This window comes from Leucobacter sp. UCD-THU, assembly GCF_000349545.1.
Classification (GTDB): domain Bacteria; phylum Actinomycetota; class Actinomycetes; order Actinomycetales; family Microbacteriaceae; genus Leucobacter; species Leucobacter muris.
On the sequence record NZ_KB714601.1, the window covers coordinates 106,651 to 128,720 of the forward strand.

General features: G+C 69.6%; 17 protein-coding genes and 1 tRNA gene. 6 read left to right on the top strand and 12 right to left on the bottom strand.

Translation table 11 applies throughout. From position 1 onward, the window contains the following. Entirely contained in the window at window positions 1-1,464 is a 1,464-nt protein-coding gene (locus H490_RS21610; protein WP_017883531.1) for a sensor histidine kinase, read from the top strand. A gap of 213 nt (window positions 1,465-1,677) precedes the next feature. Here H490_RS21610 and H490_RS0115765 read toward each other — a convergent pair whose 3' ends face one another. The 4 genes from H490_RS0115765 to H490_RS21625 form a co-directional block, all read right to left on the bottom strand. Then, complete coding sequence (locus tag H490_RS0115765) at window positions 1,678-2,547, bottom strand: hypothetical protein (protein WP_017883532.1); 870 nt, start codon at window positions 2,545-2,547, stop codon at window positions 1,678-1,680. A 547-nt stretch (window positions 2,548-3,094) separates the two neighbouring features. Beyond that, window positions 3,095-4,714 (bottom strand): chaperonin GroEL, encoded by a 1,620-nt coding sequence (gene groL, locus H490_RS21615; protein ID WP_017883533.1) that lies wholly within the window; start codon window positions 4,712-4,714, stop codon window positions 3,095-3,097. A gap of 318 nt (window positions 4,715-5,032) precedes the next feature. Continuing rightward, window positions 5,033-5,809 carry a LytR C-terminal domain-containing protein gene (locus tag H490_RS21620; protein WP_017883534.1) on the bottom strand — a complete coding sequence of 259 codons (777 nt, stop codon included), beginning with the start codon at window positions 5,807-5,809 and terminating at the stop codon, window positions 5,033-5,035. A gap of 232 nt (window positions 5,810-6,041) precedes the next feature. Beyond that, window positions 6,042-7,157 carry a heme/hemin ABC transporter substrate-binding protein gene (locus H490_RS21625; protein WP_017883535.1) on the bottom strand — a complete coding sequence of 372 codons (1,116 nt, stop codon included), beginning with the start codon at window positions 7,155-7,157 and terminating at the stop codon, window positions 6,042-6,044. A 151-nt stretch (window positions 7,158-7,308) separates the two neighbouring features. On the opposite strand from H490_RS21625, the gene H490_RS21630 reads away from it, so the two are divergent. Together H490_RS21630 and H490_RS21635 are read left to right on the top strand one after the other, a co-directional pair. After that, entirely contained in the window at window positions 7,309-8,376 is a 1,068-nt protein-coding gene (locus H490_RS21630; protein ID WP_017883536.1) for a FecCD family ABC transporter permease, read from the top strand. Continuing rightward, on the top strand, window positions 8,376-9,188 hold the full coding sequence (locus tag H490_RS21635) for a heme ABC transporter ATP-binding protein (RefSeq protein WP_031289850.1): 813 nt from the start codon (window positions 8,376-8,378) through the stop codon (window positions 9,186-9,188). The genes H490_RS21630 and H490_RS21635 overlap by 1 nt, the downstream gene beginning before the upstream one ends. A 119-nt stretch (window positions 9,189-9,307) precedes the next feature. Here the strand turns inward: H490_RS21635 and H490_RS21640 are convergent, their stop codons facing one another. Both H490_RS21640 and H490_RS21645 read right to left on the bottom strand, forming a co-directional pair. Further along, window positions 9,308-10,177, bottom strand: coding sequence for an HtaA domain-containing protein (locus H490_RS21640; RefSeq protein WP_017883538.1), 870 nt, complete (start codon window positions 10,175-10,177; stop codon window positions 9,308-9,310). Then, a complete protein-coding gene (locus tag H490_RS21645; RefSeq protein ID WP_193743390.1) occupies window positions 10,177-12,285 on the bottom strand; it encodes an HtaA domain-containing protein in 2,109 nt (702 codons plus the stop codon). The genes H490_RS21640 and H490_RS21645 overlap by 1 nt, the downstream gene beginning before the upstream one ends. A gap of 938 nt (window positions 12,286-13,223) precedes the next feature. Between H490_RS21645 and msrB the strand changes: the two genes are divergently transcribed. Then, complete coding sequence (msrB, locus tag H490_RS21650) at window positions 13,224-13,670, top strand: peptide-methionine (R)-S-oxide reductase MsrB (RefSeq protein ID WP_017883540.1); 447 nt, start codon at window positions 13,224-13,226, stop codon at window positions 13,668-13,670. Beyond that, window positions 13,667-14,224 carry a nitroreductase family protein gene (locus H490_RS21655; protein ID WP_017883541.1) on the top strand — a complete coding sequence of 186 codons (558 nt, stop codon included), beginning with the start codon at window positions 13,667-13,669 and terminating at the stop codon, window positions 14,222-14,224. Before msrB ends, H490_RS21655 begins: the two co-directional genes overlap by 4 nt. A 21-nt stretch (window positions 14,225-14,245) precedes the next feature. Here the strand turns inward: H490_RS21655 and H490_RS21660 are convergent, their stop codons facing one another. From H490_RS21660 to secA, 4 genes are all read right to left on the bottom strand, one after another. Then, window positions 14,246-15,196 carry a DMT family transporter gene (locus H490_RS21660; protein WP_041205214.1) on the bottom strand — a complete coding sequence of 317 codons (951 nt, stop codon included), beginning with the start codon at window positions 15,194-15,196 and terminating at the stop codon, window positions 14,246-14,248. Window positions 15,197-15,499: 303 nt separating this feature from the next. Beyond that, a tRNA-Thr gene (locus H490_RS21665) sits at window positions 15,500-15,572 on the bottom strand. Between the two features lie 36 nt (window positions 15,573-15,608). Further along, complete coding sequence (locus H490_RS21670; RefSeq protein WP_017883543.1) at window positions 15,609-16,565, bottom strand: DsbA family protein; 957 nt, start codon at window positions 16,563-16,565, stop codon at window positions 15,609-15,611. A 73-nt stretch (window positions 16,566-16,638) separates the two neighbouring features. Continuing rightward, window positions 16,639-19,416: a preprotein translocase subunit SecA gene (gene secA / locus H490_RS21675; RefSeq protein ID WP_017883544.1), complete on the bottom strand. Its 2,778-nt coding sequence runs from the start codon at window positions 19,414-19,416 to the stop codon at window positions 16,639-16,641. Between the two features lie 132 nt (window positions 19,417-19,548). Between secA and H490_RS21680 the strand changes: the two genes are divergently transcribed. Beyond that, window positions 19,549-20,283, top strand: coding sequence for a polyprenol monophosphomannose synthase (locus tag H490_RS21680; RefSeq protein ID WP_017883545.1), 735 nt, complete (start codon window positions 19,549-19,551; stop codon window positions 20,281-20,283). 105 nt (window positions 20,284-20,388) lie between these two features. Here the strand turns inward: H490_RS21680 and hpf are convergent, their stop codons facing one another. Continuing rightward, window positions 20,389-21,021: a ribosome hibernation-promoting factor, HPF/YfiA family gene (gene hpf, locus H490_RS21685; RefSeq protein WP_017883546.1), complete on the bottom strand. Its 633-nt coding sequence runs from the start codon at window positions 21,019-21,021 to the stop codon at window positions 20,389-20,391. Between the two features lie 252 nt (window positions 21,022-21,273). Further along, window positions 21,274-22,002: a ComF family protein gene (locus H490_RS31070; RefSeq protein ID WP_128387318.1), complete on the bottom strand. Its 729-nt coding sequence runs from the start codon at window positions 22,000-22,002 to the stop codon at window positions 21,274-21,276. Window positions 22,003-22,070: the final 68 nt, after the last annotated feature.

The window sequence follows — 22,070 nt, forward strand, 5'->3', positions numbered from 1 at the left end:
GTGACCCGTTTCGCCGACCGCTGGGCCGATGTCTCGCTGCGCGCGAAGATCACCGGCGTCACGGTGTTCATCCTGTTCCTAGGACTCATCGTGGCCGGCGTCGGCACCCTTTCGGTGCTGCGGCCCATCCTGGCCTCGACCCAGACGAGCACCCTGCTCCAGCTGCGCAACGACCCGACCGAGGCGCTCGCCCGAGGGGCCGACGTCACCGACCTCACCCGCAACGACGTGCTCGGCGCCCCCCGCGTGTACTACGTCGCCCTGCTCGGCGCCGACGGCTCGCTGCAGTACGACAACACCAGGGGCGAGCAGTCGGCCGCGATCCCCGAGGTGCCCCCGCCGAGCCTGCTCAACCACGACCGCCCCATCCCGATGTCGAGCCCCGACGGCACCGAATGGCAGGCGATCGCGCTGCCGATCAGCGAGAACGGCGTCGTCAGGGGCACCCTGCTCATCGCCGTTTCCAGCGGCTTCATCAACCAGGTGCTCGCGCAGTATGTGGTGATCTTCACGGCGTTCGGCATCGCCGTCATCCTGCTCGGCGCGGCCCTCACGCGGCTGCTCGTCACCGCGACCTTCCTGCCGCTCGCCGAGGTCGAGCAGACCGCGCTCGAGATCTCGCGCGGCGACTACTCGAAGCGCATCATGGTGTCGAGCCCGCACACCGAGGTCGGGCACCTGGGCGAGTCGCTCAACGTCATGCTCGACCGCCTCGACGGCTCGCTCGAAGACCGGGCCCGCACCATCGAGCGCATGCGCCGCTTCATCGGCGACGCCAGCCACGAACTGCGCACCCCCCTCGTGTCGGTGCGCGGCTACGCCGAGCTGTACCGCATGGGCGCCCTGCAGGACGACGAGCAGGTGGGGCAGGCGATGGAGCGCATCGAGAAGGAGGCGATCCGCATGACCTCGCTCGTCGAGGATCTGCTGGCCCTCGCCCGCCTCGACGAGCGCCGCCCCCTCGAACTCGCGCCGCTGTCGCTGAACCGGCTCGCGCACGACGCTGCGCTCGACGCGCGCGCGCAGGCGCCCGACCGCGAGGTGAGCGTCGTCGAGGACGCCGCCGCCCCCGAGGTGCTCGGCGACGAGCACAAGGTGCGCCAGCTCATGACGAACCTCATCGGCAACGCCATGCGCCACACGCCCGAGGGCAGCCCGATCGAGGTCGTGGTCTCAGCCGTGCCCCCCGAGGAGGGACGCCGGGCGATGGCTCGCTTCGAGATCGTCGACCACGGCGAGGGCATCCCCGAGCAGATCCGCGAGAAGATCTTCGGGCGGTTCTGGCGGGCCGACACCTCGCGCAACCGGGAGACCGGCGGATCGGGCCTCGGCCTCGCCATCGTGAAGTCGATCGTCGACGCGCACGGCGGCACCGTCGACGTGCACGAGACACCGGGCGGCGGAGCGACGTTCCGGATCGACCTGCCCGCCCCCGAGCCCGCCGACGACACCGCCGGAGCCTGAGGCGTCCCGCCCCCTTCCTCTCTCCCTCCCTCCCTCCCTTCCTTCCTCCCTCCCTCCCTCCCTCCCTCCCCGCTTTCCCTCCCCCTCGCCCTTCCCCGGTTTCGAGCTGACGCCTCTGGTCGTTTCGCCTTCACAGAGCGACCACAGGCGTCAGTTCGAACGAGTTTCAGTGCAGGGCGGGGCAGGAGGGAAGGAGGGAGGGTAGGCGCCCCCTCAGTACGGCTCGGCGAAGTATCGCTCGAGCCAGGCGGGGATCGGCCGGGGACGGCACTGCAGGAACTCGCAGAGGCCGGCCCTCGTGCGTTCGAGTGCCTCCGGGCGGAAGTCCTCGTAGTGCGTGCGCATCACCCGGTAGCCCTCGTCACGAGCGCGGTCGAGGCGGCGCTCGTCGTGCAAGTACTGCGCGCGGTCGATGCGATGCTGCTCTCCGTCGTACTCGAGAATGCGGCGCTTCACCCGATCCACCGAATCGAATCTGCCGATCCAGACGCCCTCGCGGTCGTGGAGGTCGGCCTGCAACTCCAGCGTATCGACCCCCATGCGCGCGAGTTCGAAGTGCTGCAGGCTCTCCATACGCGATTCCGCTCCGATGCGGGCGACGCTCAGCGCTGCCCTGAGCCTCAGGATGCCTCGCGCGCTCGAATCCGCTACCGCGGCGGCGAGATCGTGCAGTTCGGCCAGAGACCACTCCCCTCCTGCGCGCCCTCGGACCCTCACGAGATGATCGATGGCGACCACCTGCTCGCGGAAACTCAGCAGAGACGCCGATTGGATGAGCGCCGTGGCGGGCGGAACGCAGGGCAATGCCGTCGCCGCACCCGCCACGCGCAGCGCTCTCGGCCGCACGCGGGCACCGTGGTGATGCCCCAGCACATTGCGGCCGCGGGCGGGCCCGTGCGGAGCGGCGATCGAGACGTGCACCTCGACCGGGGTGCGAATCGGGGCGCCGTACAGGTGCAGCGCGGTGGTGTGACTGAACGCTTCCCGGCGCTCCCGACGCAGCAGCGGCAGGTAGTCTGCGGCCGCACGTGCGACACGCTCGCGAAGGTGCGCCGAGCGGGCGTCGTCCTTGAGACGCCGCACACCCCGGTGCGGCGCCTCGAATCTGGGGTGGCGAAGCTGTCGCCGGCTCAACTCGCCCCGCATCCCCTCGCCGACGAGAAAGGCGCGAGGAGGCAGTGGCGAGGTTCGGGGTCCGCGGGAGGAGGGCATGGCCTCACCCTGGAGGACGTGACGGGCTGAAACGCGGTTCCCCACAGGGGCCGCCGATCCACGCCAGAAAATCGCGCCCGGCGCCGCCTGTGGACGAAGTGCTGAGTTCGGATAGACCTCCGGCTCGATCCGGCCGCTGCGATCCGGCCCGCCCGCCCTGTTGCCCGCCCGCCCTTCCCGTGCGAGATAACGCGTGTGGCCCTCTGCCTCCCACAAAACGACCACACGCGTCAGCTCAATGGGGGCGGGAGCAGGGGCGGGATCGGGAGCGGGGACGGGGCAGGGACGGGGCAGAGCGAGGACAGAGTGAGAGTGGGGCGGGAGGCAGGGAGGGCGAGGGAGGAGCACGGCGCCCAGGACCCCCGGAAACGCAGCAGGGGCCGCACCCGAAGGTGCGGCCCCTGCGTGAGCTTCGGACTTAGAAGTCCATACCGGCGCCGGGATCGGCCGGAGCCGCGGAGGCGGGCTCGGGCTTGTCGGCGACGACGGCCTCGGTGGTGAGGAAGAGGCCGGCGATCGACGCGGCGTTCTGCAGCGCCGAACGGGTCACCTTGGCGGGATCGAGGATGCCCTGCGCGACCAGGTCGCCGTACTCGCCGGTCGCGGCGTTGAGGCCGTGACCGATGGGCAGGTTGGCGACGCGATCGGCGACGACGCCGGGCTCGAGGCCGGCGTTCTGCGCGATCTGGCGCAGCGGAGCCTCGATGGCGGCGCGCACGATCTTCGCGCCCACGGCCTCGTCGGCCGAGAGCTCGAGCGAGTCGAACACGTCCTTGCCGGCCTGGATCAGCGCGACACCGCCGCCGGGCAGCACGCCCTCCTCGACGGCCGCCTTCGCGTTGCGCACGGCGTCCTCGATGCGGTGCTTGCGCTCCTTGAGCTCGACCTCGGTCGCGGCGCCGGCCTTGATGACGGCGACGCCACCGGCGAGCTTGGCGAGGCGCTCCTGCAGCTTCTCGCGGTCGTAATCGCTGTCGGTCGACTCGATCTCGCGGCGGATCTGAGCCACGCGGCCCTGGATCTGCTCCTCGTCGCCGCCACCCTGGACGATGGTGGTCTCGTCCTTGGTGATGATGACCTTGCGGGCGCTGCCGAGCATGTCGAGGGTGGCGTTCTCGAGCTTGAGGCCGACCTCCTCGGAGATGACGGTGCCGCCGGTGAGGATCGCGATGTCCTGCAGCATGGCCTTGCGGCGGTCGCCGAAGCCGGGAGCCTTGACGGCGGCCGACTTGAAGATGCCGCGGATCTTGTTGAGCACGAGCGTCGCGAGCGCCTCGCCCTCGACATCCTCGGCGATGATGAGGAGCTGCTTGCCCGACTGGATCACGGGATCGACGACGGGGAGCAGGTCCTTGATGTTCGAGACCTTGCTGTTGACGATGAGGATGTAGGGATCCTCGAAGACCGCCTCCTGGCGATCGGCGTCGGTGACGAAGTAGGCCGAGAGGTAGCCCTTGTCGAAGCGCATGCCCTCGGTCAGCTCGAGCTCGGTGCCGAAGGTGTTCGACTCCTCGACGGTGACGACGCCCTCCTTGCCGACCTTGTCGATGGCCTCGGCGATGAGCTGGCCGATCTGCTCGTCGGCAGCCGAGATCGAGGCGGTGGCGGCGATCTCGTCGGTGGTCTCGATCTCCTTCGCGTTCTCGAGGAGCTTGGCCGACACGGCGGCGACGGCCTTCTCGATGCCCTTCTTGATGGCGATCGGGTCGCTGCCGGCGGCGACGTTACGGAGGCCCTCGCGCACGAGCGCCTGAGCGAGCACGGTGGCGGTGGTGGTGCCGTCGCCCGCGACGTCGTCGGTCTTCTTGGCGACCTCCTTGACGAGCTCGGCGCCGATCTTCTCGTAGGGATCGTCGAGCTCGATCTCCTTGGCGATCGAGACGCCGTCGTTGGTGATGGTGGGGGCGCCCCACTTCTTCTCGAGGACGACGTTGCGGCCGCGCGGGCCGAGCGTCACCTTGACGGCGTCGGCGAGGGTGTTGAGACCCCGCTCGAGCCCACGACGCGCTTCCTCATCAAATGCAATGATCTTTGCCATGTATTTCGCCCCTCCCGGACGTCTTTACTGATGGTGGGCTCCGTGCCGGCGCCGGGCACCGACGCACGGATGTTTAGCACTCAGCCGAATCGACTGCTAACACCAATCTTGGCACTCAAGCATGGCGAGTGCAAGCAGGGATGCTCGCGAGGAGCGAACACAGCCGAGTGGACCCCGTGCGCGCACGGGGCACCCTGCATGCGAGCGCACGGGGAAGCCGCACACACAGGGAAACCTGAGCGCGAAGCCGCCACGAGTGCGCGGATCAAGCAGGGAGCGCGGGTACGCGCGAGCGGAGGGCGGTCTCGCCCGCCGGGCTCACTCCGCGGGCAGGGTCGCGGGATCGACCGGCGCGCCGGTCTCCGGATCGACGGGCCAGCCCGTGTCGGGATCGATCAGCCAGCCGGTGGCGGGATCGATGAGCTGCCCGGTCGTCGGGTCGATCTGGTAGCCCGTCTCGGGGTCGATCTGCACCTCCTCTGCGGGGGCGGATCCGCCGGTCAGCGCCTGCGCCTCGTCGAGACCGGGGCCGGCGTAGTCGGCGCCGAGCAGCACGATGAGGCGTGCGCCGTACTGCTGGTACTCCTCGGTCTGGTACGTCGAGATGCCGCCCAGCTCGGCCGCGAGGCCGGCTGCAGCCGACTCATCGGCCGAGTCGGAGTAGAAGACCGCCGAGATCTGCACGTCGCTCGCCGCGGCGCTGCCGCTGAACAGGATGGTGCCCCACTGCTGCTGCGTGATGAGCTGGTCGAGCGCGGCGGCGAGATTCGGGATCTCGGTGCCGTTGAGCACGGCGACGGTGGCCGTGGGGTCGAGCACCGCGTCGGGCGTGCTGGGCGCGTTCGACGTCGTCGCGGGCCGGTCGCCGGTGAACTTGCCGATGTTGCCGAGCCCGCTCACGATCGCGATTCCGACGGTGGTGAGCAGGGCGAAGCCGAGCAGGGCGGCGACCAGGTACTGCCAGACGTACCGGGGCCGGGCCGTGATGCGGTGGGCGCCGACGCGACCGCTGCGGGGTATGCGGTCGAAGCGATCCTCGGGGTAGTGCTGGCGCGCGCCACGAGGCGTGCTCGTGCCTTCGTTCTTCTGCGCCAACCCTGCTCCCGTTCGGTCGTCCACCTGCTTCAGTTCAGCTCGCGTCGGTTCGCGCGAACTCGCGAACCCCGCGATCTCCCGACGAGATCCTGCGGCCCGCACCTCGCGCAGGATGGCGGAACCACGTCCGATCCGGCTGAGACACACACTAGAGTACCCTGCCGCTTCCTGACAGTTCCTCAGGCACGAGGCGCGACCCTGAGCCGCCGCTCGCGGCGACGCTTCGCGGCGCCTACAGCGAGTCGGGCGCGTAGATGGCGCGCGCGAGCCCGTCGATGACGTCCGGGATGCGGGTGCCGCCCGCGAACAGCACGGAGTCGTCGACGTCGATGATGCGCCGGTGCTGCCCGGCCTCGGTGAGGGCGATGCTCGGCTGCGCCTGCAGCAGGCCGTCGACGCCGCCGGCGCTCTCGAGTCCCTTCGTCATCACGATGATGATGTCGGGGTTCATCGCGATCAGCGCCTCCTCGGTCATGGGCTTCTCGCCGACCCAGCCGATCTCGGCGGCCACGTCGACGGCGCCGACCGAGCGGATGAGCGAGTCGATGCCGCTGCCCTCGCCGAAGAGGTAGAAGACGCCTGCGGTGCCGCGCACGTAGAGGAAGGCGACGCGCGGCAGCTTCGACTCGTCGGCCGGCAGCAGCCGCTGCACCTCGGCCTCCTTGTCGGCGATGGCCTGGCCCAGCGAGTCGATGAGATCGGGGGCGGCGGCTCCGACGCCCAGCGCGTCGGCCACCTGCTGCGCGGTGGCGAAGCTGCTCTCGGCGTCGACGGCGCGATCGACGGTGACGACGGGGATGCCGGCCTCCCGCAGCTGCAGCACGACGTCGGTCGGGCCGATGCTGCCGTCGGTGATGATGAGACTGGGGTTGAGCGCGAGGACGCCCTCGGCGTCGATCGAGTGGCCGTCCTTCGTGACCACGGGAATGTCGTCCGAGCCTGGGAAGCTCGTAGAGATGTCGCGGCCGACGATGCGGTCGGCGAGGCCGAACGCGTAGACGAGCTCGCCGATCGAGCCGCTGAGCGAGAGCGGCACGATGCGCGAGTTGTCGGTCACGGTCACCTCGGTGTCGCCCGAGTTGTCGTGCGAGGTGACGGTGGCGGGCAGCTGCTGCTCGGGCTCCTCCGCGAGCGGTGGGATGCTGGGACCGCCGACCAGCGCGGTCGTGGGCCCCTCGTAGGCGGTGGGGTCCTCGAGCGGGGTGATCTCGCTCAGGGGCGGCAGCTCGACGGGTTCGGCCGCGGCCGAACCGCCGTGGTGGGAGCCGCTCTGGCACCCCGTCGCACCGATCCCGAGCAGCACGACGAGCGCGAGCGCGGCGATCCCGCGCTTCGATCCCAACTTCATACGACGGCGCTCCTCATTCATCCGTTGAATACCGGGGTTTAGCCTAACCCAAGCTAGGTATGATGATTACTGGACTTCGAAGATCCGCCCCATTCCACACCGGCCGAGCCGCGCTCGCCGCGTGTTCCACGCAAAGGTGTTCCGAGCTCGCATGACCGTCTCCTCGTCCGCCACGACATCTCGTCGCGCGACGACGAAAACCATCCTGTTCGCGGCCCTCGCGGTGGCGCTGCTCGTGTCGATCGTGCTGTCGGGCAGCACGGGCCAGCTCGGCATCCCGCCGCTCGAGGTGCTCGGGTCGCTGCTGCACCGCGTCGGCATCGACTGGCTGCCGCTGCCGAGCCACCCCATGGGCGATCAGACCCTGTGGACGGTGCGCTTCCCGCGCGTCGCGATCGCCGCGCTCATCGGGGCGGGCCTCGCCGTCGCGGGTCTGCTCATGCAGGCCATCTTCGGCAACCCGCTCGCCGAGCCCGGTGTGATCGGCATCTCGTCGGGTGCGGCTGTGGGTGCGGGCCTCGCGATCGTCTTCGGCGTCACGGTGTTCGGCGAGTGGACGACGGCGGTGTTCGCCTTCGCGGCCGGCCTCGGCGCGACGCTGCTGGTCTACGCGATGAGCCGGGCCGAGGGCCGCACCGAGGTCGTCACACTGGTGCTCACCGGTATCGCGGTGAACGCGATCGCGGGCGCCGGCATCGCACTGCTCACCTTCCTCGGCGATACGCAGTCGCGCGAGCAGATCGTCTTCTGGCAGCTCGGCAGTCTCGCGGGCAGCCGCTGGTCGCAGGTCGCGATCATCGCGCCCGTCATCGCCGTGGGCCTGCTCTCCGCGTACTTCGCGGCCCGCAAGCTCGATCTGCTGTCGCTCGGCGAGCGCAACGCGCGTCATCTCGGCGTGAACGTCGAAGTGCTGCGCATCAGCATGATCTTCGTCGTGGCGCTGCTCACCGGCGCGGCGGTGGCCTTCGCGGGCATCATCTCGTTCGTGGGCCTCGTGATCCCGCACCTGATGCGCATGATCCTCGGCCCCGCCCACCTGCCGCTCGTCACCGCGTCGGCGCTGGGCGGCGCGCTGCTGCTCACCCTCGCCGACCTCGCGGCGCGCACGGTGGTTCCGAACGCCGACATGCCCATCGGCATGCTCACGGCGCTCGTGGGCGGCCCCTTCTTCTTCTGGCTGCTGCGTCGCACGCGCAAGCGCAGCGGGGGGTGGGGCTGATGGCCCGCCACATCGAGATCCCGCAACGCGCGACGATCGGCGAGACGGTGTGCGCGGCCGAGGCCGTGCACCTGGAGCGCGGCGGCCGCGCCCTGCTCGACTCGGTGTCGCTCGAGCTGCGCGCGGGCGAGGTGCTCGCGCTGCTCGGCCCGAACGGGGCGGGCAAGTCGACACTGCTGAGCGTGCTGTCGGGCGATGTCGCTCCGGATCGCGGATCGGTGCGATTCGGCGATCGTGAGATCGGCGACTGGTCGCTCTCCGAGCTGTCGCGGCGCCGGGGCGTGCTGCTGCAGGACAACCAGCTGTTGTTCCCGTTCACCGTGCATCAGGTGGTCGAGATGGGGCGGGCGCCGTGGCGGCGCACTCCGCTCGAGGACGACGACAACGCGGCGATCTCGGAGGCGATCGCCGCGGCCGACATCGCGCACCTCGGCAACCGCCGCGTTCCGTCGCTGTCGGGCGGTGAGCGGGCCCGCGCCGGTTTCGCCCGCGTGATGGCCGGCCGCACCGGGGTGCTGATGCTCGACGAGCCCACGGCCGCCCTCGATCTGGGGCACCAGGAGGCGGTGCTCGGGATCGCCCGCGAGCGGGCGCGTGCGGGCGACGCGGTGCTGGTGGTGCTGCACGATCTCAATCTCGCCGGGGCGTACGCGGATCGGATCGCGCTGCTGCGCGACGGCCGCATCATCGCCTGCGACGCTCCGGAGCGGGTGCTGACGGCCGAGGTGGTCAGCGACGTCTACCAGACGCCCGTCGAGGTGATCCCCCACCCCGTCACGGGCAGGGGCATCGTGCTGCCGCGGCGCTTCTGACGCGGCGGGCCCGCCGCTGAGCCGGCCTGCGCGGCATCATTGAGTCGGCCCGAAAACACCGAGACGGCCCACGATTCGCGTGAATCGTGGGCCGTCTCGGCACAGATGGGCCGACTCGATCAGGCCTCTGGCGACGAGCTCCCGTCGGTCTCCCGCTCGGCGGCGGGCTGCTTCTTGCCGCGGCCCGCGATGAGCATGCCTCCGGTCACGCCGATGACGAGGATCGCCACGCCGCCGATGATGATCGGCAGCCAGGGCACACCCTGCTCTGCGGCCTGCTCGGGCTCCGCCGTCTCTGCGGGCTCAGCGGGGGTCGTCGGCTCCTCGGCCGTGCTCTCGGCGAGCACGCAGTCGGCCGCCACGGTGAGGCTGACGGGATCGAGCTCCTCTCCCGAGACGTAGCTTCCGTACTCGCCGTTGAAGGCGTCGGCGCCCTCCGCCGTGAGGCGGGTGGGTGCCGAGACGATCTCGAGGTCGCCGCCCTGCGCTGCGACGACGCCGGTGAGATCGATCTTCGCGGCCCGCACCTCGGAGGTCGCCGCCTCGCCGCCCGCGTTCGCCGTATCGGTGGCTCCCATGCTGAGCAGCAGGTAGGCGGTGTCGTCACCCGCGAACTCGATCACCGGATCGGCGAGGTCGAGCTCCATGGCGCCGCCGTGACCGGTGAAGTGCACCGCACCGGTGAACGCGATCCGCCCCTCCTCGAGCGTCTCGGAGAAGGCGCCCTCGACCTGGTTCCAGATGAAGTCGGGCGTCTCGTATCGCATGTCGTCACTCACGGTCCACTCGCCGTTCGCGATCGAGCCGCTGATGTAGGAGCGGAAGCTCTCCTTCACGCCCCAGGTCATCTCGGCCGACTGGACGGTGCAGGAACCGTTCGCCTCGGCGGTCGCAGGGGCCGCGGTCGCGGCCACCGGCGCCGCCGTGACGGCGGCACCGATGAGCGAGGTGGCGACGAGGCCTCGGAGCGCTGCGGTCTTCTTGCTCATCACTCTCCCCTGTTGCCTCGACGCTGCACGACCACGAGACCCGTCGTCGCACCGGCGATCACCAGCAGGGCGATCGCGGCCGCCCACCAGACCCACACGGGGCCGTCGTCGGTCGGCACCACGCCGGCGGCCACGGGCTCCGCCTGCTCCGCGATCTTCGCGGTGGTGGCCTTCTTCTTGACCTTCTCCTTCGCGGTCTCGGCCTTCTCGGCGATCTCGATCACCGCTCCGGCGTTGATGCTGCCCTGCAGGGTGATGGTGTGCACTCCGGGCTCGATGTCCTCGGGCAGGGTGCCGATCCAGCGCACGGTGCCGTTCTCGTCGGCGCCCGCAGCCTCGTCGAGCACGATCGGGTCGGAGTAGAGCACCACGAGGATGTCGCGCTCCTTGCGCTCGAAGCCGGAGGCCTCGATCTCGATCTCGCCGCCGGGCACGAGCTTCTTCGCGGGGGTCACCACCTGGATGCCGGTGGTGGCCGGGGGCGTCGCGGCCGGGGTGCGCTTCGTGTTGCTCGCGCTGACCGTGGAGACCGAGCCGTAGCTCGCACCGCTCGCCGAGCCCACCGTGAAGGTGACGGGGTCGAGGCCGAACGAGCCGCCGCCGGAGCCGCTGCTGTTCGAGCCGCCGCCGCTGATCGCACCCGCGACGGGTGCGCCGGCCCAGGTGACCTCACCGTTCGCGCCGACGGACTTCGCCGCGACCGCGAGGTTGAGGCCGTAGCTGCGGCCGCTCACCGAGATGGTGCCGGAGGCGGCGTTGTTGACCGTGATGACGGGATTGCCGAAGGACTCGTTCATGAGCCCCTTGTGCCCGCTGAAGGTCACCACGCCCGAGTACTGCACCGAGCCGGTGTGGGCCGCGCCGTTCCACGAGCTGCCGGCCTGCGGGAACACGTAGCCGCCCGCACCACCGCCGACACCGTTACCGGTGACGCTGCCCTTCGCGATCGGGCCGGTCGTGTAGCCCGCGAACCCGGACGACACGGCCCAGGTCAGCGAACCGGCTTGCTGCGCGCCCTGCGCCGGCTGCACGGGGGCAGGAGCGACGGGCTTCGGGGCTGGCGGTACGACCGTGCCGGAGAGCTGATTCCACTGCTCCTGCGTGATGTTCACGGCGGCGCGAGCGTAGATGGTCTTGGCGGTCGGGACGGAGTGCACCTCCCAGAGCAGCACCTCGTACTTCTTCTCACGGTCGAGCTTGTCCTTCGTCGCGAGGAGGGTAGCGTCGACCGAGCCGCCGGTCACCGTGGGGAAAGGCAGCGCGAACGCGGTGTAACCGCCGTCCGCCGTCAGCTTGCTCTCGGAGCCCGCCTCGATGACGGCAGCGTAGATCTGGCCGCCATCGGACACCGGAAGGTTCTTCCCGGATACCTTCACCTCAAGACCCGAAGCCGAGATCGAGGTGAGGGCCTGAGCGCTCGGTTTGACCGGGCCAAAGATGCTCTCCCAGTTCTGAAGCGTGATCGGAAGAGCCTTAGAGCCGACCTTGCGCTCGGAGAGCTTGCTCCAGTCGGATCCACTCATAACGACGGCCTCATACTGCTTGGAGCGAACAAGCGCAGAGGGTGCCGCCTGGAGAGTGGTTTCGAATGCACCGCCGACAACCGCGCCCTTAGGGATGAATACCCAGGAGACGGTATCGCCATTGGCGACAATCTTCTTGCCCTTCTCCACGACTGCAACGGTCAAGCCGTCCTCACTCTCAGCCGCGCTGATCTGGTCACCCACGATCTTCACTCCCAGGCCTGTCCGGTCGGCCTTGATGATGCTGCCACTCACGGAAGCCGGCGAGGATTCCCCACTCGCCTTGAAGGTCACCGGCACGAACTGATCGAACTGCGTCGCACCATCACCCGAGAAGTTGTGATCCAGACGCACGAACAGACCACACNTCGCCTTGAAGGTCACCGGCACGAACTGATCGAACTGCGTCGCACCATCACCCGAGAAGTTGTGATCCAGACGCACGAACAGACCACACTGGTTCTCACCATCGGCCAGGCACTCCTGCGCCCCCACCGAATCAGGAACCGTGATCGAGGTCGAGAACGTCCACACCCCGTCAACCACAGCACCCGTCACCGGCTGCCCGTACTGCGAAGTATGCATCAACCACTGCTGCTTCGAGCTATCGCACTGCCCACCCGAAGCACGGTTCCCCGTCCCCGGATCCACACACCACATCAGATACACCGCAGTGTTCTTATCCGCAGTCTTCTCCGGGAACACACCCNACCGGCTGCCCGTACTGCGAAGTATGCATCAACCACTGCTGCTTCGAGCTATCGCACTGCCCACCCGAAGCACGGTTCCCCGTCCCCGGATCCACACACCACATCAGATACACCGCAGTGTTCTTATCCGCAGTCTTCTCCGGGAACACACCCGAAACATCGATGCTCGCACCCGGCTCAACATCAGTCGACGGCGACGTCACCGAAACCCCATACGACGGAACGTCGAGCGAAGAGAGCGTAGCGCCCGGCCCACTGAGGGCCTGCGGCGAGACGCTTCCCTGAGGAGCGATACTCTCCGCAGGTGCCGCCGGAGCCGCGTTCTCGACCGGCAGCTGCTCCGGTGCGGTGGGTTCCGCCGCGGGCTCCGCGGGGGCGGCCGTCTCGGGAGCGGGCTCGACCGGCGCGCTTTCAGCCGGGGCTTCGGGAGTAGTGGTCTGCTCGATCACCGGATCTGCGGGGAGCTCCTCAGCCGAGGCAGTGGTGCTGCCGATCAGAGCACCTCCCGCCACCAGGGCAGAAACCAGCAATGCCGCGAGCGGACCTCGCAAACCCCGACGTGCAAACATGCGCAACGCACTCCTTGATGGATGAAACTGGGACGTGGGCGGGAACGCGGATCCAACCGCATCCAATGCCACATCCGACTCAGATGAGGCATGCCTAACTCGGCACCGAAGATAAGTCTGACGAATATCATCGGATGATGCAAGTCGGGTGTGCGTTCTACCCGTGTCGACGATCCTCTCCCCTGACGTTCAGCAGCCTCCCGGCGTACACTGGGCAGCGCATCGACGCGCGCGAAGGAGTACCGTGAACCAGCCGATCGAACCCGATGACCGCTATGAGGTGCGCCTCGACGACGCCGAGTGGCGCGCGCGCCTCTCCCCCGAGGAGTATGCGATCCTGCGCCAGGCCGCGACCGAGCGGGCCGGCACCGGAGCACTGCTGAACGAGGATCGCGACGGTCTCTACCGCTGCCGCGCCTGCGGCAACGAGCTCTTCGTGGCGGGCACCAAGTTCGACTCGGGCTGCGGCTGGCCGAGCTTCTACGAGAGCGTGCGCCCCGAGGCGGTCGAACTGCTCGAAGACTCCAGCCTCGGCATGGTGCGCACCGAGGTGCGGTGCGCGAAGTGCGGATCGCACCTGGGCCACGTGTTCCCCGACGGCTTCGGCACCCCCACCGGCGACCGCTACTGCATGAACTCCCTGGCCCTCTCGTTCGAGCCCGGGTCCGACGAGACCACGGCCGGCGCATGAGCGCCGAGTCGACGCCACGGGCCGCGCTCGACGCGGTGCGCAACCGCCGCTCCTACTCGAAGGTCACCGACGACGCCCCGTCGCAGGCCGAGCTCGAAGAGCTCGTGTCGGCGATGTCGAGCATCGCCGACCACTCCGGGCTGCGCCCCTGGCGTATCATCGCGCTGCGCGGCGACGCCCGCAAGAAGCTCGGCAAAGCGCTCGCGAAGGCCGAGGGCGGCGACCGCGAGAAGTACGTCGCCAAGGCGCAGCGCGCTCCCCTGCTGCTCGCCGTCGTCGTGAGCCCGCGCAAGGACAAAATTCCCCTCTGGGAGCAGGAGGCCGTCGCGAGCGGCGTCGCGCACACTCTCGGCCTGCTGCTGCACGAGGCCGGCTGGGGCACGATGTGGCGCACCGGATCGCTCACCCGCGCGAAGGCCGTGCGCAAGGCGCTCGGGGTCGAGAAGCCCGAGTATCTGCTCGGCTGGATCTACGTCGGCGGCGTGCCCGAGAAGGAGCGCCGCGTCAAGCCGCGCAAACCCCTCGATCTCTCACAGCACCTCAGCGAACTCTGATCCGGCGGCGATCCGGATCCGTCACGCCCGCGAGCCGCGGCCCGGCAGCGACGCGATCACCACGGCCGCCAGCGCCACGGCGGTGCCGACCGCCATGGCGACCGTCACACCGCCGGCGAGCGGCAACCCCGCCTCCAGCAGCACCGACGCGATGAGCTGCCCGGCGACGTTCGACATGCTGAGCAGCAACACCCCGGTGAGGCGGACGAGGATCGCGGCCACCGCGATGAAGATCACGCCGATCACGCCGCCCACATAGAACCAGGGCTCGCTCGGCCAGTTCTCAGGCCATCCCTGGGTCGCCACCGACACCGCCGCGGCGACCGCGAGCACCGCGGTGCCCACCACGAAGTTCACGAACGTCGACGCGATCGCGCTCTGCGCGGCCGCCCGCACCAAGCCGTTCACCGCCGACTGCCACGACATGCCGATGCCCGCCACCAGCGGAACCACCACGAGCCACGGCGATCCCGCGCCGCCGAGGCCGCCCGCGACCGAGATCGCCACGGCCACGACCGCCAGGATCGTACCCGTCACACGCGGCAGCGACGGATCCACCCGGCCTCCCGGGCCCAGCCCGATGCGATCCATGAGCAGGCCCCCGAGCACCTGACCGGCGACGATGCCGACCGTGAACAGCGCGAGACCGATCACCGACGCCACCAGCCCCTGCGTGAGCACGAAGAACGCGCCGCAGGTACCGCCGAGCAGCCCCCAGACGGGGTACCGGCCCGCCCGCACCTCCGCCGTGAGCAGCCCCATGCCGCGTCGCGCCTTCGGTGTGAAGAGCAGCACCAGCCCGACGAGCAGCAGGCCGGAGCCGAACGAGGCGAGAGCGGCGAGGTATCCGCTGCCGATCTGCTGGCTCAGGCCGCCGTTGATGCGCGACTGCACCGCGACCAGCATGCCCGCAGTACCGGAGCCGAGCAGCGCGACGGGAACCCTGAACCTCACATGCACCCGGTCAACCATACTCCTCCGACTGGAGCCTGCGCGCGCTCCGGGCAACGCGCCGGCGTTGCGCGCGGGAAGCCGGTGGAGCCCGCGACACCGGAGTCGGTTCGCAGACCGACAGGCGCCGACACGCAACCGGCCCCGCGGAGCGGGGCCAGCGTGGAGCCCAGCCCTCGCTCCGCTCCGTGGCCGCAGCAGTGGCCGCGCGCCTCTTGCGAAAACGCTGCCGCGTTTTCTCTGCGAGCCCAGCCCTCGCTGCGCTCCATGGCCGCAGCAGTGGCCGGGCGCCTCTTGAGAAAACGCTGGCGCGTTTTCTCTGCGAGCCGCCTGTCGGACTCGAACCGACCACCTGCGCTTTACAAGGGCGCTGCTCTACCAGATGAGCTAAGGCGGCGAGGGGGCGGCGACGTGCGCCGCCGCCCCGAGCAGTTTACTCCGAGTCCTCCGCGTCGGCGGAATCGTCGGCGGCCGAGCTGTTCTTCTCGACCTCGCTCTTGACCTTCAGCAGGTACGACTCGAGATCGCCGTCACGAGCCTGGTTCCACTGCTGGCCGTTCACGATGACGGTGGGGGTGCTGACGAGGCGCTGCGCCTGGTCGGCGGGCTGCAGCTCGGTGCCGCCGGGGCCGAACATCTGGGCGCCCTTGGCGAGGCCCTGCACGCCGGTCTCGCTCACGGCCTTGTAGTTGGCGGCGATGAAGCTGCCGAAGCGCACGTCCTTGACGCACTGGCGCAGTTCGTCGGTGAGCTCGGCTCCGGCGCCCTCGGCCTGCTCGAGCAGCTCGTCGTCGGTGAGGCCGGTGCTGCCCTCGGCCGGCTGCACTTCAGCGCTCAGGAGGGTGTTGTGCAGCTTGAATGCGACGTCGGGCTGCTGCTCGACCACGCAGCTGAACAGGTTGGCGGCGCGGGTCGAGTACTTGGTGCCGAGCGACGCACTGTCGAGGAAGTTCAGCGGGTAGACCTGCAGGGTGACGTCGCCGCTGCCCACGTAGTTCTCCAGCATCGTGCCGTACTGCTGCTCGAACGCGCCGCAGGCGGGGCACATGTAGTCGACGTAGATGCTCACGTCGAGGGGCAGCTGCTTGCGGTCGACCTCTGGCGCCTCGCGCTCCTCGCCGGACTGCAGCGCCGGGGTCTCGACCACCTTGAGGTCCTTGGTGAATACGACACCGCCGGAGGCCATGTTCTCGGGGCCGGGGCCGGCGGGCTTCATCGTCTGGGTGAGGATGAGGGCGACGACGGCGAGGATCGCCAGCACGCCGACCACGATGCCGCCCTGCAGCAGCAGGCGGCCGCGCTTCTCGCGGCGCTTCTCGGCCTCGCGGGCGAGGCGCGCCTGCTCGCGCGCCCGCTCTCGGCGCTCGTTCTTCGTGAGTTTCTCTGCCATGGCTCTCTCCAGTAGTGCCGCCTGCCGGTCGGCTCCGGTCGTTCTCAGGGATTGGGCGGCCCGCCGCCTCGCCTTACTTCTTCTTGTTCGCGCGGCGCTCGGCTCGGTTCGCGGGGGTGCCGTCGCCGGGCACCTGCTGGCCGAAGGCTCCGCGTTGCGCGGGCTGCTGGGGCTGCGCGGGCTGGCTGCCGCGTGCGGCGTTGCGCGCACGCGCGCCGGCGCCGGTCTCGCCCTGCGCGCCGCTGACGGACGGCGCGCCGTCCTCGTCGGGTGCGGTGTAACTGAGCTTGGACTGATCCGGCGTCTGCTGGTCTTCCAGCCCGCCACCCTCGAGGTGCACGTGGTCTTGCGGGCCGGCGGCGGGGCGCACCTTCACCTCGAGGTTGTAGAGCATCCCCATGGACTCTTCCTTGATCTGCCCCATCATGCCCTCGAACATGGTGAAGCCCTCGCGCTGGTACTCGATCAGCGGATCGCGCTGCGCCATCGCGCGCAGGCCGATGCCCTCCTTGAGGTATTCCATCTCGTAGAGGTGGTCGCGCCAGCGGCGGTCGATCGCGGCGAGCACCACGCGGCGCTCGAGTTCGCGCATGGCCTCCTCGCCGAGCTCCTCCTCGCGCTTACGGTAGGCGACCTCGGCGTCGGAGAGGATCTCCCGGCGCAGGAACGCCTTGTCGACGCGGGTGCCGCCGGCCTCGGCGACGAGCTCGTCCACGGTGATGCCGATCGGGTAGACCTGCTTGAGGTCGCTCCAGAGGGCGTCGAAGTCCCACTCGCCGTCGAGGCCGTGGGAATCGAGGATCGCGTCGATCGTCTGCTCGCGGAACGCGTCGATGCGCGACTCGATCTCTTCGCCGTCGAGGATCTGCTGGCGGTCGCTATAGATGGCCTTGCGCTGGCGGTCGAGAACGTCGTCGTACTTCAGCACGTTCTTGCGGATCTCGGCGTTGCGCTGCTCGACCTGGCTCTGCGCGCTCTGGATGGCGCGGGTGACGACCTTCGACTCGATCGCGAGGTCGTCGGGGAAGCCGTCGCGGTTCATGAGCGCGGCGGCGGCGCCGGAGTTGAAGAGGCGCATCAGGTCGTCGGCGAGCGACAGGTAGAAGCGGCTCTCGCCGGGGTCTCCCTGACGGCCGGAACGGCCCCGCAACTGGTTGTCGATGCGGCGCGACTCGTGGCGCTCGGTGCCGAGCACGTACAGGCCGCCGACGGCGATGACCTTCTCGGCTTCCTCGGCGACGGTGCGCTTGACGGCGTCGAAGACGTCGTCCCAGGCGGCCTCGTAACCTTGCGGATCCTCCTCGGTCGAGAGACCGCGAGCGGCCATCTCCTGCACCGCGAGGAACTCGGCGTTGCCGCCGAGCATGATGTCGGTGCCGCGGCCGGCCATGTTGGTGGCGACGGTGACGGCGCCCAGGCGCCCGGCCTGCGCGATGATCGCGGCCTCGCGCGCGTGGTTCTTGGCGTTCAGCACCTCGTGGCGCACGCCCTTCTTCGCGAGCAGGCGCGACAGGTACTCGCTCTTCTCGACGCTCGTCGTGCCGACGAGCACGGGCTGGCCCTTCTCGTAGCGCTCGGCGATGTCTTCGACGGCCTGCTGGAACTTGGCCTCCTCGTTCTTGTAGACGAGGTCGGGCTGATCTTTGCGCTGCATGGGCTTGTTGGTGGGGATGGGCACCACGCCCAGCTTGTAGGTCGACATGAACTCGCCGGCCTCGGTCTCGGCCGTACCGGTCATGCCCGAGAGCTTCTCGTAGAGGCGGAAGTAGTTCTGCAGGGTGACGGTGGCGAGCATCTGGTTCTCGGCCTTGACCTGCACGCCCTCCTTGGCCTCGATGGCCTGGTGCATGCCTTCGTTGTAGCGGCGGCCCGCAAGGATGCGGCCCGTGTGCTCGTCGACGATGAGCACCTCTCCGTTCAGCACGACGTAGTCCTTGTCGCGGGTGAAGAGCGCCTTCGCCTTGATCGAGTTGTTGAGGAAGGAGATGAGGGGGGTGTTCACCGACTCGTAGAGGTTGGTGATGCCGAGGTGATCCTCGACCTTCTCGATGCCGGGTTCGAGCACGCCGATGGTGCGCTTCTTCTCGTCGACCTCGTAGTCGACGCCCGGCTCGAGCTTGCGCGCGATGCGGGCGAACTCGGCGAACCAGCGGTTGGCCTCTCCCGACGACGGGCCCGAGATGATGAGCGGGGTGCGGGCCTCGTCGATGAGGATCGAGTCGACCTCGTCGATGATGGCGAAGAAGTGGCCGCGCTGCACGCGCTCCTCGGCGCTCGACGCCATGTTGTCGCGCAGGTAGTCGAAGCCGAACTCGTTGTTGGTGCCGTAGGTGATGTCGGCGTTGTACTGCTCTCGACGGGTGACGGGATCCTGTCCGGCGACGATGCAGCCGGTGGTCATGCCGAGGGCGCGGAAGACGCGGCCCATGAGCTCGCTCTGGTAGCTGGCGAGGTAGTCGTTGACGGTGACGACGTGCACGCCCTCGCCGGCCAGCGCGTTGAGATAGGCCGGCATCGTGGCGACGAGCGTCTTGCCCTCACCGGTCTTCATCTCGGAGATGTTGCCCAGGTGCAGGTTGGCGCCGCCCATCACCTGCACGTCGAACGGGCGCAGACCGATGGTGCGCTTGGCGGCTTCCCGCACGGCGGCGAACGCCTCGGGCAGCAGATCGTCGAGGGTCTCGCCCTTCTCCAGGCGGGCCTTGAACTCGAGGGTCTCCCCGCGCAGTTCCTCGTCGCTGAGGTCGGCGAAGGAGCCCTCGAGATCGGCGACCGTCTTGGCCAACCGCTGGAGCTTCTTCAGGGTGCGACCCTCGCCGACGCGAAGGAGCTTTTCGAGAACTGTCGCCACGTTGTGTCTCCTGTAAGGTTCTGCACGGTGGTCCGCTTCGCGACTTCACCGCCGTTGCCGAATTGTGACAACTCCTCAGCTTAGCAAGGCCAAGCCCGGCACCGGCTGGGGACTTGCCCGGATGGAGGCCCAGTGGGGGAACCCTCGCGCGAGGTGCTCGTGATCCTCCCCACCTTCAACGAGCGCGAGACGCTGCCCGGTGTGATCGCCGGGGTGCTGGGCTCGGTGCCCGAGGCGCGGGTGCTCGTGGTCGACGACGGCAGCCCGGACGGCACGGGGGCGCTCGCCGATCGGCTGGCCGCGTCCGAGCCCCGCGTCGAGGTGCTGCACCGGGCCGGGAAGAGCGGGCTCGGCACCGCCTACATCGCGGGATTCCGGGCGGGGATCGCCGCGGGGTACCGCCTGGTGGTCGAGATGGACGCCGACGGCTCTCACCTCGCCGGCGAGCTGCCGCTGCTGCTCGACGCCGCACGTGCGAACGGCGGCGCCGCGATCGGCGCGCGCTGGATCGAGGGCGGGCGGATCGTGGGCTGGCCGCGCTATCGGCGGTGGATATCGCGCACCGGCACTCGGGTGGCGCGGATCGCGCTGCGCTCGGGGCTGCACGACCTCACGAGCGGGTTCCGCGCGATCGACGCCTCGTGGCTGGCGCGCCTCGACCTGGACTCGCTCGATTCTCAGGGATACGGCTTCCAGGTGGAGACCGCCTGGGAGCTCGAGCGGCTGGGCTGCCCCATCGCGGAGGTGCCGATCACGTTCGTGGAGCGCGCGGGCGGCCACTCGAAGATGACGTGCGGGATCGTGTTCGAGGCTCTCTGGAACGTGCTGCGCCGAGGCTGGTGGCTGCGATTCGGGCGGCGCGGCTGACGCCGTTCCGCAGCCGGCCGGGGCGATCGATCGCGGTGTCACCGGCGAGCCCCTCGCCCCTGAGGCAGGGGCGAGGGGCTCGTCCGAGGCGAACCGGCGTGCGCGCTACTCCTCGGTGAGCGAGATCACGCCGTAGTTCCAGCCCCTGCGCCGGTAGACGACGCTCGGGCGGCCGGTGCCGCTCTCGACGAAGAGGAAGAAGTCGTGGCCGACCAGCTCCATCTGGTCCACGGCGTCCTCGACCGAGAGTCGCTCGGCGGGGAACTCCTTGCTGCGGATCACCACGGGCGAGTACTGATCCTCGCCTCCCTGCTGATCGGGGAGCGGGATGCTGCCGGTCGCGACGGCGTCGATGACCTCGGCGGGAGCGGGGGTGACATCGATCTCGGCGAAGTCGCGGGCCGCCGCGTCGCCCAGCGAGAGGCGGCCGCGGCCGCGGCGGTCCTGCCGCTTGTCCTTCATGCGGCGGATGCGCTCGAGCACCCGGCCGTAGGCCATGTCGAAGGCCGAGTACTTGTCTCCGCCGGCGGACTCCGCGCGGATCACGGGGCCCGGCCCGATGAGCGTGATCTCGACGAGATCGCCGTGCTTGGGACTGCGGTCGCTCTGGCGCGAAACCTTCACTTCGAGCGCCTGAGCCCGGGGCAACAGGCCCGACACCTTTTCGGTCTTCGATTCGACGTAGTTCTCGAAGCGGTCAGTGATCCCGACATTCTTGCCGCGGATGTTCACGTCCATGGTGACCTCCCAAGTGACTCAGGCGGGTGGGCCTCTGTGGCGCACCGTTACGCCTTTCCCGAACTCTACTGCACTCGGGGTTTTCGTTTCCACCTCGGCTCCGAGCTCGCGGTCAGGAACCTCGCTCAGCTCTGCGGAGCTCCCGGGAACATCCGCCCGTCGATGAGCGCGAGGCCCGGGAACGCGGCCCGGGAGCACGATTCAACGCGGCCGCTCGGCGTCGCGAACGGCCGCTCGGGGCTCGGCATCGGGTCACCCGACGACCCTCGGAGGGCCTGCGGGACGCCCCGACGCCTCACGCGTGTCGCGACGCCGGGCATGGCAGAGCGCGACGACCGCGACCACGTTCGCGCCCGCGGCTTCGAGCGCGTCGCGGCAGGCGAGCGCGGTCGCTCCCGTGGTGATCACGTCGTCGACGAGGACCACCTCGCGTCCCCGCAGCACGGCTCGGCGCGATGCGCGCACGCGCACCCTGCGGGCGTTGCGCGCCCGCTCGTCAGCGCTCAGACCGACTTGACTGCGCCGCCCGCGAGCCGCCCGCAACGCGGCGATTCGCAGCACTCGCACCCCCTGGCCTCGCAGAGCGCTGCTCACGAGCAGATCGACGTGCCGGTAGCCGCGCCGCCGCGTGCTCGAGCGCCGCGAGGGCGCGGCGACGATCACGGGGGCTGCCGGGCCCCGGCAACGGGTCAGCGCCGCCGCGAGCGGCACCCTCAGCTGCGCCCCGAGCTCGCGCCCGAGGCCCGTGCGGCCCCCGTGCTTGAACGCGACCAGCACTGCGCGCAGCGGCCCCTCGTAGGCGCCCCGCACGAAGCACGGAGCGCCGATCTCGGGTTGCAGCGGTGGCGCCGAGCGGCGCAGCTCCACGCGGCAGGGCAGGCAGCACTCGCGGTCGGCGTCGCCGCAGCTCACGCAAGTGGTGGGCCACAGCAGCGCCAGCAGGTCGAGGCCGACCCCTCTGAATTTTGCGATGATCGACACGCTCCGATCCTGGCGCAGCGAGGCCGCCGCGGCGCTCCCATTCGAGCGATCCGTGGAGAGATCGCCCG